The following is a 13,061-nucleotide window of genomic DNA, read 5'->3' as shown; positions in this document are numbered from 1 at the left end:
GGACGATACAATCACGGGTGTCTTCACGACATGAGACGAATGCACGGTCGACATGAATCACTTCCCCAAACTGCTGTCGTCGCAAATCGGCTTCGACGTCGCCCAGACGATGCTCGAAGGATTCGACCGGCATTACCGTATTTTCCGCGACGCCGCGATTCACGCCAAAACGCTGTTCGAAACGGCCGACTGGCACGCTCTGCAAAAGCTCGCGCGTGATCGCATTACTTCGTATGACGAACGCGTTGCCGAATGCGTTGTTCTGCTCGAAGACGAATACGACGCCGAGAACATCGACAACGAAGTCTGGCAGCAGATCAAGCTGCACTACATTGGTTTATTGACCACGCACCGCCAGCCCGAATGCGCGGAAACGTTTTTCAATTCGGTGTGCTGCAAGATCCTGCACCGCTCGTATTTCAACAACGATTTCATTTTCGTGCGGCCGGCCATTTCGACCGACTATATCGAGAACGACGAACCCGCGGCGAAACCGACTTATCGCGCGTATTACCCGGGAAAAGACGGGTTGCGCGCGACGCTTGAACGGATCGTCACCAACTTCCAGCTCGAGCCTCCGTTCGAAGATTTGACACGCGATGTCGGCTGCGTGATGCAGGCCATTCACGAAGCGTTCGGCGCGTTTGACGAAGCGCCTAACTTCCAGATTCACGTGCTGTCGTCGCTGTTTTACCGGAACAAATCGGCGTACATCGTCGGGCGAATTATCAATGGCGATTCGCTGCTGCCGTTTGCGGTGCCGCTGCGTCATGTGAAACCCGGCGTGCTCGCACTCGACACCGTGTTGCTCAAGCGCGACCAGTTGCTGATCATCTTCGGCTTTTCGCATTCGTATTTTCTCGTGGATATGGAAGTGCCATCCGCGTATGTCGAATTTCTCGGCACGATCATGCCTGGCAAACCGAAGGCGGAAATCTATACGTCGGTGGGTTTGCAGAAGCAGGGCAAGAATCTGTTCTATCGCGATCTTCTGCATCACCTGTCGCATTCGAGCGACCGTTTTATCATCGCGCCCGGCATCAAGGGGCTAGTGATGCTGGTGTTCACGCTGCCCTCCTTTCCGTACGTTTTCAAGCTGATCAAAGACAACTTTCCGCCGCCGAAAGAAACCACGCGCGCGCAGATTCAGGCGAAATATCAGCTCGTCAAACGACACGACCGCTTAGGTCGCATGGCCGACACGCTCGAATATTCGAGCGTCGCGTTGCCCGTTTCGCGGCTCGACGAAGCGCTGGTGCGCGAGCTTGAAAAGGAAGTGCCGTCGCTGATCGAATACGACGGCGACAACCTGGTGATCCGGCATCTGTATATCGAACGGCGCATGGTGCCGCTCAATCTGTTCCTGCAAAACGGCAGCGACGAAGACGTGGACCGCGGCATCAGCGAGTACGGCAATGCAGTGAAAGAACTGATGCAGGCGAACATCTTTCCCGGCGACATGCTGTACAAGAATTTCGGCGTGACACGTCATGGCCGGGTCGTGTTTTACGACTACGACGAGATCGAATATCTGACCGATTGCAACGTGCGTGCGGTGCCTGCGCCACGTAACGAGGAAGACGAACTCTCGGGCGAGCCGTGGTATTCGGTTGGCCCGCACGACATTTTCCCGGAGACGTATGGCACTTTTCTGCTCGGCGACCCGCGCGTGCGCCGCGCCTTCATGCAGCATCACGCGGACTTTTTCGATCCTGCGCTGTGGCAGCGGCACAAGGATCATCTATTGAAAGGCGAACTGCCCGACTTTTTTCCGTACGACAACAGCGTGCGTTTTTGCGTGCGATATCCCGAGCGTTTCGCACCCGCCCCCGCTGACGACGAACGCAACATGCGAGCCGCGTGACACGCGTGCATCGCCCGAACCTTATGTAACGACTTCGACCGCCTGAATCGCCTGAACGCGTCGGCCGGTCGATCAACCACAAGACGCAAAATGACCACGAACGCATCCAATTCTTCCCATCCGCTCGCGCATCTTTTCGAGAACAACGACGCATGGGTCACGCGCAAGTTGTCCGAAGATCCCGAGTTCTTCTCGCGTCTCGCGCATCAGCAGGCGCCCGAATATCTGTGGATCGGCTGCTCCGATTCGCGCGTGCCCGCGAACCAGATCATCGGCCTGCCGCCGGGCGAAGTGTTCGTGCACAGAAACATCGCGAACGTGGTTGTGCATACCGATCTGAACTGTCTGTCGGTGATCCAGTTCGCGGTCGATCTGTTGAAGGTCAAGCACATCATGGTGGTCGGCCACTACGGCTGCTCGGGCGTGGCAGCAGCACTTCACGGCCGCCGCGTGGGTCTCGCGGATAACTGGCTCGCTCACGTGCAGGACGTGCGCAGCAAGCACGCGGCGCTGATCGAGGAGTGGCCGATTGGTGAAGTGCGTCATCGGCGCCTGGTCGAACTGAATACGATTGAGCAGGTGATGAACGTGTGCCGCACGACCATCGTCAACGATGCGTGGGCGCGCGGCCAGGAATTGACCGTGCACGGCTGGGCGTATGGCGTGCACGACGGCAAGGTGCGCAATCTCGGCATGACGGTCGGCGACGCCGCGTCGCTCGAATCGACGTACAGGGAGTGCGTCGCGGCAGTGTCGGCGACCGGCGCGCACAAAACGGACAACGACATGGTCGCGGCCGATGCCGCGCAACTGGGCGACGTGCCGGCTATCGTCGAAGGTGTGATCAAGGAGCTAAAACATGAGTGAGACAAACATGAATGCAAACCAGGTTGATCCGATTGTCATCGTCGGTGTGGCACGCACGCCGATGGCCGCGTTTCAGGGCGACTTCGCCGCGCTCACCGCGCCTCAGCTAGGCTCGGCCGCGATCGAAGCCGCCGTCCAGCGCGCGGGGCTGAAGCCCGAGCAGATCGATGAAGTGGTGATGGGTTGCGTGCTGCCCGCCGGCCTCGGCCAGGCGCCCGCGCGTCAGGCGGCGCTCGGTGCGGGCTTGCCGTTGAGCACGGGCAGCACGACGGTCAACAAGATGTGCGGCTCCGGCATGCGCGCGGCGATGTTCGCGCACGACATGCTCGCAGCAGGTTCGGTCGACGTGATCGTCGCGGGCGGCATGGAGAGCATGACGAATGCGCCTTACCTGTTGCCGAAGGCGCGTGGCGGCATGCGTATGGGACATGGCCAGGTGATCGACCATATGTTCTACGACGGCCTCGAAGACGCGTACGAAAAAGGCCGCCTGATGGGCACCTTCGCCGAGGAATGCGCATCGTCGTTCGACTTCACGCGCGAGGCGCAGGACGCGTTCGCGGTCGAGTCGCTGAATCGCGCAAAACGTGCAAACGAAGACGGCTCGTTCGCATGGGAAATCGCGCCGGTGAAAGTGGCGAGCCGCAAAGGCGAAGTCAGCATCGATCGCGACGAACAGCCGTTCAAGGCCAACCTCGACAAGATCCCGACGCTGAAGCCCGCGTTCAGCAAAACCGGTACCGTGACGGCGGCCAATTCGTCATCGATTTCAGACGGCGCAGCGGCGCTCGTGATGATGCGCGAATCGACGGCGAAGCGGCTCGGCGTCGAGCCGATTGCGCGCGTGGTCGGCCATTCGACTTTCGCGCAGGAACCGGCGAAGTTCACCACCGCGCCGATCGGCGCGATTCGCAAGCTGTTCGAGAAAAACGGCTGGCGTGCCGATGAAGTCGATCTGTATGAAGTCAACGAAGCGTTCGCCGTCGTGACGATGGCAGCGATGAAGGAACACCGTCTGCCGCACGACAAGGTCAACGTGAACGGCGGCGCTTGCGCACTCGGCCATCCGATTGGCGCATCGGGCGCGCGCATTCTCGTGACGCTGATCGGCGCGCTGAAAAAACGCGGACTGAAGCGCGGGGTGGCGACGTTGTGCATCGGCGGCGGCGAAGCCACGGCAATGGGTATCGAACTGGTTTAACACGCTATTCGCGGTGCTTTTCAAACCGCACTTTTAAACAGATTGAGGTATTCGATGAAGACAGTGTTGATCGTCGGTGCATCGCGGGGCATCGGCCAGGAATTCGTACGGCAATACAAAAAGAGCGGCTGGCGCGTGCTCGCCACCGCGCGCGACGGCGCAGCGCTCGATGCATTGAAAGAACTCGGCGCGGAGACTTTCGAAGTCGACGTGACCGAACCTCAGGACATCGCCGCGCTCGGCTGGAAGCTCGACGGTGAGCGGCTCGATACGGCGATCATCGTATCGGGCGTGTACGGTCCGAAAACCGAAGGCATCGAAACAGTTACGGCCGAAGACTTCGATCACGTGATGCGCACCAACGTGCGCGGTCCGATGCAGTTGATGCCGATCCTGCTGCCGCTGGTCGAAGACGCGGGCGGCGTATTCGCGGTGATTTCGAGCAAGATGGGCAGCATCAGCGATACGAGCGGCACGACCGGCTGGCTGTATCGCGCGAGCAAGGCGGCGTTGAACGACGCGCTGAAGCTGGCCTCGCTCGACGCACAGCGCGCAACGTGCGTGTCGTTGCATCCGGGCTGGGTGCGCACCGACATGGGCGGCGCACAGGCAGCGATCGATCCCGCGCGCAGTGTTACCGGCATGCGTGATGTGCTCGCACAGGCCGCTGCATCGCGCGATGCGTTCAACGGCCGTTTCTATCAATACGACGGCACGCCGCTCGACTGGTAAAAGCGCGCTGCGGCGCTTGCAGTGGAAACTCCGATCGTTCGCGATCCTCGCTAAAAGTCCAATGAATAAGCAACTGTTGTCGATGCAACGACCATCCGATTGTCCCTGCGGCGGCGCCGCGCCCGATCAGCGCAACGGGGCCAAAGCGCCCCGCTTCGCGCAATGTTGCGGCCGCTACATTGACGGCGGCGAAACCGCACCTCGCGCGCTCGAACTGATGCGCTCGCGTTACAGCGCGTATGTTGTCGGGGCAACGAATTATCTGCGGGCCACGTGGGCGCCCCACACCTGCCCCGCCGATCTCGACGCAGACCCCGCCGCCCCCGATGCGCCGCGCTGGCTCGGACTGCAGATCAAGGCATTCGCCGAGACCGACGACCGGCATGCGACCGTCGAATTCGTCGCACGATACAAGGTGGGCGGCCGCGCGCACCGGCTGCACGAGTTGAGCCGCTTTGTACGCGGCGACGACGGACGCTGGCTCTATGTCGACGGCGACGTCAGCGAATAATCGCGACGACCGCCTCTGCGAGCGTTTCCAAATATTTCGTTCGACAAGCTGATCGCATTGCGCCTTGTTCGTTAGCGCCGCGCGTCCCGCAACGACCCTGACCCTTCCTTCTGCATTCACATAAGGCCCTGATATCAGGGCCTTTTTTCGTGTTGGCTCGACACCACAGCCAGCACCTTTCCTTCGATTACTTCGTGCAGCCAATCACCGCCGCGCCCTGCTGGCCCGTAGGCTCATCGAATGAAAAAGCTTGCGGCAAATTTTTCGTCGCGGGTTCTCCTTGATTGCACAAAACAAAATTGTCGTGCCAGGATGAGGCCGTAGCTTCATGACGTCACATTGCGAGAGGCGCTCCATAGCGGCTCCGCAAAATGCGCAGGGGGTCCTGCCGTTCACCAGAGAGTGTGGGTTCGGCGGCGGTCCCAGGCAGCAAGGTGGCGCTCATCATCGGCGCGTGGGGTCGCGTCGGCCGTTTGGGTTCATCCCGTGCGATCTCGATTAGCGTGCGTGCGCATAGCGCACTCCGTACGCGAGTGTGTTTTTGTTTGTCGAAAATGCGGACGAAAGGAAAACGTCAGCAATATTCCGGCGAACGGCGCACGGTGTTCAGGGCAGGTTTTAGAGGTGGGTGCGTCAATGGTGTTCAGCAAGGTTCTGACGAAGTGTGTGGTGATCTGTGCAGCGGCTACGTGCGCTGTCGCAGTCGCGCATGCCGATCCGCTCGCCGCCTCTCTCGCCGATGCGCGCACCGCTTCGCTCGCCGACAACCAGCCGGGTCCGCTGACACGCGCACACGTGCCGCGTATCGCGCTCGACGACGTCTATCTGCCCACGGCCAGCCTCAACGAAAAGATCATCCGCGTGCCGGTCGATGCCGACGGCACGATCACGCTCGAAACCACGATCTACAAACCGGACGGCCCAGGCCCGTTTCCGATGATCGTGTTCAACCACGGCAAGATTCCTGGCGATCCGCGTACGCAGGAACGCAGCGATCCGCTGCCGTTCGCACGCGAATTCGTCCGTCGTGGCTATGTGGTGGTCGCACCGAACCGCCAGGGCTTCGGCCATTCCGACGGCGCGTATGAACAGGATGGCTGCGACGTCGAACGCAATGGCCTCGGTCAGGCCGGCGACGTGGCGGCAACGATCAGCTACATGTCGAAGCAGCCTTACGTGGATGCGACGCATATCGTCGTCGCCGGCACATCGCACGGCGGTTTGGCGACGATGGCCTACGGCACCGAAGCCGCGCCCGGCGTGCGGGCACTGATCAATTTCTCGGGCGGTTTGCGGCAGGATGCGTGTACCGACTGGCAGGGCAATCTGACGCGCGCGTTTGGCGCTTACGGCGAGAAGACCACGGTGCCGTCGCTGTGGATGTACGGCGATAACGATTCGGTCTGGAATGCGCCGCTGGTCGCGGGCATGTACGCCGCGTTTGGCGCGCACGGTGCGAGCGCGAAGATGGTCGATTACGGCAGCTACAAGAACGACGCGCACCGCCTGGTCGGCGATCGGGATGGCGTGCATGTGTGGTGGCCGGCTGTCGAGGCGTTTCTGGCGCGGGTAGGCATGCCGACGGGCGTGCGGTATCAGGTGTCCGATCCGTCGCTGCCGAGCGCGAGCGGCTTTGCTGCGGTCGATGCGGTCGACGCCGTGCCGTATGTCGACGAAGCGGGTCGCGCGGGATATCGGAACTTCCTGCATCAGTATCCGAGCCGCGCGTTTGCCGTGTCGGATTCGGGGGCGTGGTCGTGGGCTGAAGGCGGGGACGATCCGATGTCCGTGGCGGTGGCGAATTGCCAGAAGCAGAGTGCTGTGCCTTGCCGGTTGTATGCGGTGGATAATTCGGTGGTCTGGGGGAAGGAGTCTTCGCAGACGGCGGATGGCGGCGGTCGGGGTGCTGATTCTGCTGCTGCCGATGAAGGGCAGCGGGCTATTGCTAGTCGGAACTAGGTTGCGCGGGGCGCTTGGTTTTGGGTGTGCTCCTAAGGTGTTGGCCTTTCCTTGATGTCACGGTGGTCTATTAGCTCTGCCCCTGTGCGGGGCGGCACTTACTTTCTTTGCCGCCGCAAAGAAAGTAAGCAAAGAAAGCGGGCTCACACCGCTAGCTCTTAAGCGGGTCCCCTGGCTTGGAGGGGGCGGTGGTACATCTGGAATCGGTGCCCCCGCACACTCCACGTCAGTGACACAGCAGTCATTCTTCCGGCGACGCTCCGCGCGCCGTCGCGGTCGTTCATCAAACCAATCGATATCCCTGGCGCCCACAATACTTCTATCGTCCGGTCGCAAACAACCGCGTAGCAATTCCCGCATCAATCCTCCCCCCTTCCCGCACTTCACCAGCTACCGTGCACCGCACGCCAATCGGGCCGTTCGACGCGTGCGGTCAGTTAGTTGCCTTTAGTGCGGAGAAGACTTGCTGCTTCTTCTCCCTCAGCGTTCTGGCGTGTTCGCATTGCTCCATTGCATGTCATCACGAATGCGGGGCAACGGTCCCTCGGCAGCGGAACAAAAACCGCTGGTTTCCCAAGCAGACCCCACCGCGACGCACGTAGTGCGGAGTGGGAGCGAATGACTGCCTTGTCACGAACGCGGAGTGCGCGGGAGCACCGATTCCAGATGCACCACTGCCCCCTCCAAGCCAGGGGACCCGCTTAATGGTTAGCGGTGTGAGCCCGCTTTCTTTGCTTACTTTCTTTGCGGCGGCAAAGAAAGTGAGTGCCGCCCCGCACAGGGGCAACGCTAATAGACCACCGTGACATCAAGGAAAGGCCAACACCCCGAAGAACACCGCCAAAGGGCGCAGCCAACAAAAGCTCAACCCCCGCCCCGCACAGGGGCAGTGCTAATAGACCACCGTGAAAGCAAGGAAAGGCCAACACAGCCAAGACCACAACGGCAACGCCAATAAACCACCGTGGCCACAAAAAAGCCAACACCGCAAAGAACCCACCCCCTAGCCCAAAAAACAAAAACAGACCAACACCCCCAAAAAAACCAAAAACCCCAAAAGCCGGCCCGCAGGGCCCAAACCTCCCCCATAAGGTCCAACCACTTTGCCGTCGCTAACTCCGCCCATCAGCGACCTTCCCACCCGAACTGAACGCACCTGCCCCAAACATCGCCAAACCCCCGCCCAGCATGGAAAACAGCCCCTCCAACAGCTAGTGCAGAACCCCAAATAAACCGCTAATCTCGACCCCGCACGCCCGCCAAAAGCCGCGCGCCGCGCGCAAAAACCAGGCGCATCGTCCCTGACAGGGCCCTAAAAAGCCCCCGCGCAGCGGCAAAAAACGCGGCAAAAAAGCACCGTTGGAGTACCCCTTTGGAAAACTCAGCAGCACAATCCGTCGCCCCGGAAGATTGGGTCGCCCGCAGCCTGCGTGCCGTATGGCACCCCTGCACCCAGATGAAGCACCACGAACGTCTGCCGCTGATCCCCGTCGCGCGCGGACAGGGCGCGTGGCTCTACGATCGCGCCAACCACCGTTATCTGGATGCAATCAGCTCCTGGTGGGTCAACCTGTTCGGCCACGCGAATCCGCGCATCAACGCGGCGCTGAAAGATCAGCTCGACACCCTCGAACACGCGATGCTCGCCGGCTGCACGCACGAGCCGGCCATCGAACTCGCGGAGCGCCTGCACGCGCTCACCGGCAACACGCTCGGCCATGCGTTCTTCGCGTCGGATGGCGCGTCCGCCGTCGAGATCGCGCTGAAAATGAGCTTCCACTCATGGCGCAATCGCGGTTTCGCGGATAAGCAGGAATTCGTCTGCATCGCCAACAGCTACCACGGCGAGACCATCGGCGCGCTCGGCGTCACCGACGTCGCGCTGTTCAAAGACGCGTACGACCCGCTGATCCGCAACGCGCACGTCGTCGCGTCCCCCGACGCTCGCCTCGCGCAACCCGGCGAATCCGCCGCCGACGTCGCCCGCCGCGCGCTCGACCACGTTCGCGCGCTGTTCGACTCACGCGCAACGAAAATCGCCGCGCTGATCGTCGAGCCGCTCGTGCAATGCGCGGCCGGCATGGCGATGCACGATCCGTCGTACATCGCCGGCCTGCGCGCGCTGTGCGACGAGTACAGCGTGCATCTGATCGCCGACGAAATCGCGGTCGGCTGCGGCCGCACCGGCACTTTTTTCGCGTGCGAACAAGCAGGCATCTGGCCGGATTTTCTGTGTCTGTCGAAAGGGATTAGCGGCGGTTATCTGCCGCTGTCGATCGTGTTGTCGCGCGATGAAATCTACGCGGCCTTCTATCACGACGACACCGCGCGCGGCTTCCTGCATTCGCACTCGTACACCGGCAATCCGCTCGCCTGCCGTGCAGCGCTGGCCACGCTCGACCTGTTCGCGAGCGACAACGTGCTCGCCGTCAACGCGCAGAAATCCGCGAAACTGAAAGCCGCGCTCGCGCCTCTCGCCCATCACAAGCAAGTGCGCAATCTGCGCAACTGCGGCACGATCTTCGCGTTCGACGCCGTGATCGACGACGCGCAGCACGCGAAAACTTTCTCGCGCCGCTTCTTCGAAAACGCGCTGCAACGCGAACTGCTGCTGCGCCCGATCGGCACCACGGTGTACCTGATGCCGCCGTACATCCTCGATGACGAAGAACTCGCGCTGCTCGCCTCGCGCACGCGTGACACCTTCGAAGCCACACTCGCGGAGGTGCGCTGATGCATCTGCTAGACACCCTCGCGCAAGGTCTGAAAGAGATCGACGAACGCGGGCTGCGCCGTCGCCGCCGCACTGCCGACACGCCGTGCGCCGCGCACATGACCGTCGACGGCCGCGAGATGATCGGCTTCGCCAGTAACGACTATCTCGGCCTGGCCGCGCATCCGTTGCTGATCGAAGCCATCGCCGAAGGCGCGCGGCGCTATGGCGCGGGCAGCGGCGGCTCGCACCTGCTCGGCGGCCACTCGCGCTCGCACGCACAACTCGAAGACGACCTCGCGGAGTTCACCGGCGGCTTCGTCGACAACCCGCGCGCGCTCTACTTCAGCACCGGCTATATGGCGAATCTCGCGACGCTCACCGCGCTCGCGGGCCGCGGCACGACGCTCTTTTCCGATGCGCTGAATCACGCGTCGCTGATCGACGGAGCGCGTCTGTCGCGCGCGGACGTGCAGATCTATCCGCACTGCGATATGGACGCGTTGAGCGCGATGCTCGACGCGTCGGACGCCGAAGTAAAAGTGATCGTCTCCGATACCGTGTTCAGCATGGATGGCGATATCGCGCCGCTGCCGCGTCTGCTGGAACTCGCGGAACAGCACGGCGCGTGGCTGATCGTCGACGATGCGCACGGCTTCGGCGTGCTCGGTCCGCAAGGACGGGGCGCGGTTGCGCAGGCCGCGTTGCGTTCGCCGAATCTCATTTCGATCGGCACGCTCGGCAAGGCCGCGGGCGTCTCGGGCGCGTTCGTTACCGCGCACGAGACCGTGATCGAATGGCTGGTGCAGCGCGCGCGTCCGTACATCTTCACGACGGCGTCGGTGCCCGCTGCGGCGCACGCGGTGTCGGCGAGCTTGCGGATTATCGGCGGCGAGGAAGGCGACGAACGGCGTGCGCATCTTCAGCAATTGATCGAGCGCACGCGCGCGATGCTGAAAGCCACCCCGTGGATTCCCGTCGATTCGCACACTGCCGTGCAACCGCTGATCATCGGTGCCAACGATGCGACGCTCGACATCGCGGCCACGCTCGATCGCGCGGGGCTGTGGGTGCCCGCCATTCGTCCGCCCACGGTGCCGTCCGGCACGTCGCGTTTGCGCATTTCGCTGTCGGCGGCGCACTCGCACGCGGATCTCGACCGGCTCGAAGCCGGCTTGCAGCAAGTCGCTGCGCAACCGGTATGAACGGTCTTAAAAGCATCAACGGTATGAACAAAAACGCACTCTCTTTATTCGTCACCGGTACCGATACGGAAATCGGCAAGACCTTCGTTTCGTCGGCCCTGTTGCGCGGATTTGTCCGCGAAGGCCTGCAAGCCGCCGCGATGAAACCGATCGCCGCCGGCGCGTTCGAACTGGACGGCGTGCTGCACAACGAGGACGCGGATCAACTGGACGCCGCGTCGAACGTGTTGCTGCCGCCGGACATGCGCACGCCGTATCTGCTGAAGGAACCCGCAGCGCCGCATATCGCCGCCGCGCTGGAAAACGTGACCTTCGACGTCGACCATATCGTCGATTGCCATGCGCAAGCTGTGCAGCGCGCGGACATCGTCGTGGTCGAAGGCGTCGGCGGATTTCGCGTGCCGTTGACGGCGACGCAAGACACCGCCGATCTCGCCGTCGCGCTGAAGCTGCCAGTCGTGCTGGTGGTCGGCATGCGCCTCGGCTGCATCAGCCATGCGCTGTTGACCGCCGAAGCCATCGCTTCACGCGGCCTGACGCTCGCGGGCTGGGTCGCGAATCGCGTCGATCCCGACATGACGTTCCCCGACGAAAACATCGCGTCGATCCGCGAGCATCTCGCGCGCGAACACGACGCGCCGCTGCTCGGCATCGTGCCGCACCTGAGCCCGGCATCGCCCGAACTCGCGGCCGACCAACTCGATATCAACCGTCTTTTGCAGACGTTGCGCGCATTGCAGTCTGAAACACAGACCAACGCGCAACGCTGATCCTAAACATCCCATCTATCCAAGAGGATTGCCCTATGACGCATCTGAACATCACCCCGACGGCAGCCGATGCAGCCGCAGCGAACAACAACGCCAACGCGGCAGCCGCCGAAGCAAAGCAGGTCGCGCGCTGGCGCGTCGCCGATATCGTCGCGCTGTACGAACTGCCGTTCAACGACCTGATGTTCCGCGCCCAGCAAACCCACCGCGAACATTTCGACGCGAACACCGTGCAACTGTCGACGCTGCTGTCGATCAAGACCGGCGGTTGCGAGGAAGACTGCGCGTATTGTCCGCAATCGGTGCATCACGACACCGGCCTCGCCGCCGACAAGCTGATGCCGGTCGACGAAGTGCTCGCCGCCGCGAAGGTCGCGAAAGAAAACGGCGCGACGCGCTTCTGCATGGGCGCTGCATGGCGCAATCCGAAGGACCGTCATCTCGAACCGATCAAGGACATGATTCGCGGCGTGAAGGCGATGGGCCTCGAAACCTGCGTGACGCTCGGCATGCTCGAAACGCACCAGGCGCAAGCGCTGCGCGACGCGGGCCTCGACTACTACAACCACAACCTCGATACGTCGCCGGAGTTCTACGGTCAGATCATTTCGACACGCACGTATCAGGACCGTCTCGACACGCTCGAACGTGTGCGCGATGCGGGTATCAACGTGTGCTGCGGCGGGATTGTGGGCTTGGGCGAATCGCGTCGTGAGCGCGCCGGTCTGATCACGCAACTGGCGAACATGGAGCCATATCCGGAATCGGTGCCTATCAACAATCTGGTTCAGGTCGAAGGCACGCCGTTGACCGGCACGGAAGCCATCGATCCGTTCGAATTCGTGCGCACGATCGCGGTTGCGCGTATCACGATGCCGAAGGCGATGGTGCGTCTGTCGGCCGGTCGCGAGCAGATGGACGAAGCGTTGCAGGCGTTGTGCTTCCTCGCCGGCGCGAACTCGATTTTCTACGGCGATCAGTTGCTGACCACCAGCAATCCGCAAGCTGAAGCCGATCGCAAACTGCTCGAACGCCTCGGCATTCGCGCCGAAGCGTCGCAGCAGATGCCGCTGGATCAAAGCGGTTGCGAGCATGGCTGCGACAAGCACGCCGCGCCGAACTGAGTATTGAGCATTGAACGGCAACGCGGGCAGTAAAACGCTCGCGTGAATGCATGAATAAAAAAGGGCCGCGTGTCTCACGACACGCGGCCCTTCTCACATCAAAATCAAACTCCCG

Annotated in this window: 10 protein-coding genes; all 10 read left to right on the top strand. The window is 62.0% G+C overall.

The genetic code is table 11. From position 1 onward, the window contains the following. Positions 1-52 precede the first annotated feature (52 nt). The 10 genes from aceK (at position 53) to bioB (ending at position 12,946) form a co-directional block, all read left to right on the top strand. Positions 53-1,864, top strand: coding sequence for a bifunctional isocitrate dehydrogenase kinase/phosphatase (gene aceK / locus BLS41_RS02640; protein ID WP_074762820.1), 1,812 nt, complete (start codon positions 53-55; stop codon positions 1,862-1,864). 90 nt (positions 1,865-1,954) lie between these two features. Beyond that, positions 1,955-2,731: a carbonate dehydratase gene (can, locus tag BLS41_RS02635; RefSeq protein ID WP_074762819.1), complete on the top strand. Its 777-nt coding sequence runs from the start codon at positions 1,955-1,957 to the stop codon at positions 2,729-2,731. Further along, complete coding sequence (locus BLS41_RS02630) at positions 2,724-3,932, top strand: acetyl-CoA C-acetyltransferase (protein WP_074762818.1); 1,209 nt, start codon at positions 2,724-2,726, stop codon at positions 3,930-3,932. The genes can and BLS41_RS02630 overlap by 8 nt, the downstream gene beginning before the upstream one ends. Positions 3,933-3,986: 54 nt before the next feature. Continuing rightward, positions 3,987-4,664, top strand: a complete 678-nt coding sequence (locus BLS41_RS02625) for an SDR family oxidoreductase (protein WP_074762817.1) — start codon at positions 3,987-3,989, stop codon at positions 4,662-4,664. Between the two features lie 61 nt (positions 4,665-4,725). Continuing rightward, positions 4,726-5,175 carry a YchJ family protein gene (locus BLS41_RS02620; protein ID WP_074762816.1) on the top strand — a complete coding sequence of 150 codons (450 nt, stop codon included), beginning with the start codon at positions 4,726-4,728 and terminating at the stop codon, positions 5,173-5,175. 636 nt (positions 5,176-5,811) lie between these two features. Beyond that, positions 5,812-7,134: a dienelactone hydrolase family protein gene (locus BLS41_RS02615; RefSeq protein WP_074762815.1), complete on the top strand. Its 1,323-nt coding sequence runs from the start codon at positions 5,812-5,814 to the stop codon at positions 7,132-7,134. Between the two features lie 1,372 nt (positions 7,135-8,506). Continuing rightward, positions 8,507-9,868: an adenosylmethionine--8-amino-7-oxononanoate transaminase gene (bioA, locus tag BLS41_RS02610; protein ID WP_074762814.1), complete on the top strand. Its 1,362-nt coding sequence runs from the start codon at positions 8,507-8,509 to the stop codon at positions 9,866-9,868. Further along, positions 9,868-11,052, top strand: a complete 1,185-nt coding sequence (bioF, locus tag BLS41_RS02605) for an 8-amino-7-oxononanoate synthase (protein WP_074762813.1) — start codon at positions 9,868-9,870, stop codon at positions 11,050-11,052. Before bioA ends, bioF begins: the two co-directional genes overlap by 1 nt. Positions 11,053-11,075: 23 nt before the next feature. Further along, a complete protein-coding gene (gene bioD, locus BLS41_RS02600; RefSeq protein ID WP_436971972.1) occupies positions 11,076-11,822 on the top strand; it encodes a dethiobiotin synthase in 747 nt (248 codons plus the stop codon). Between the two features lie 35 nt (positions 11,823-11,857). Beyond that, positions 11,858-12,946: a biotin synthase BioB gene (gene bioB / locus BLS41_RS02595; RefSeq protein WP_074762812.1), complete on the top strand. Its 1,089-nt coding sequence runs from the start codon at positions 11,858-11,860 to the stop codon at positions 12,944-12,946. The last annotated feature ends 115 nt before the right edge of the window (positions 12,947-13,061 follow it).

It is taken from the genome of Paraburkholderia fungorum (assembly GCF_900099835.1).
Classification (GTDB): Bacteria; Pseudomonadota; Gammaproteobacteria; order Burkholderiales; family Burkholderiaceae; genus Paraburkholderia; species Paraburkholderia fungorum_A.
The sequence above is the reverse complement of the archived record's forward strand: the minus strand, read 5'-3'. Positions and strand labels throughout refer to the sequence as shown.

Excerpts from the sequence above, each read along its gene's own strand:
- can (WP_074762819.1), top strand. The coding sequence starts at position 1,955 with ATGACCACGAACGCATCCAATTCTTCCCATCCGCTCGCGCATCTTTTC.
- bioD (WP_436971972.1), top strand. The coding sequence starts at position 11,076 with ATGAACAAAAACGCACTCTCTTTATTCGTCACCGGTACCGATACGGAA.
- bioF (WP_074762813.1), top strand. The coding sequence starts at position 9,868 with ATGCATCTGCTAGACACCCTCGCGCAAGGTCTGAAAGAGATCGACGAA.
- aceK (WP_074762820.1), top strand. The coding sequence starts at position 53 with ATGAATCACTTCCCCAAACTGCTGTCGTCGCAAATCGGCTTCGACGTC.
- bioB (WP_074762812.1), top strand. The coding sequence starts at position 11,858 with ATGACGCATCTGAACATCACCCCGACGGCAGCCGATGCAGCCGCAGCG.
- BLS41_RS02615 (WP_074762815.1), top strand. The coding sequence starts at position 5,812 with ATGGTGTTCAGCAAGGTTCTGACGAAGTGTGTGGTGATCTGTGCAGCG.
- BLS41_RS02625 (WP_074762817.1), top strand. The coding sequence starts at position 3,987 with ATGAAGACAGTGTTGATCGTCGGTGCATCGCGGGGCATCGGCCAGGAA.
- BLS41_RS02630 (WP_074762818.1), top strand. The coding sequence starts at position 2,724 with ATGAGTGAGACAAACATGAATGCAAACCAGGTTGATCCGATTGTCATC.
- BLS41_RS02620 (WP_074762816.1), top strand. The coding sequence starts at position 4,726 with ATGAATAAGCAACTGTTGTCGATGCAACGACCATCCGATTGTCCCTGC.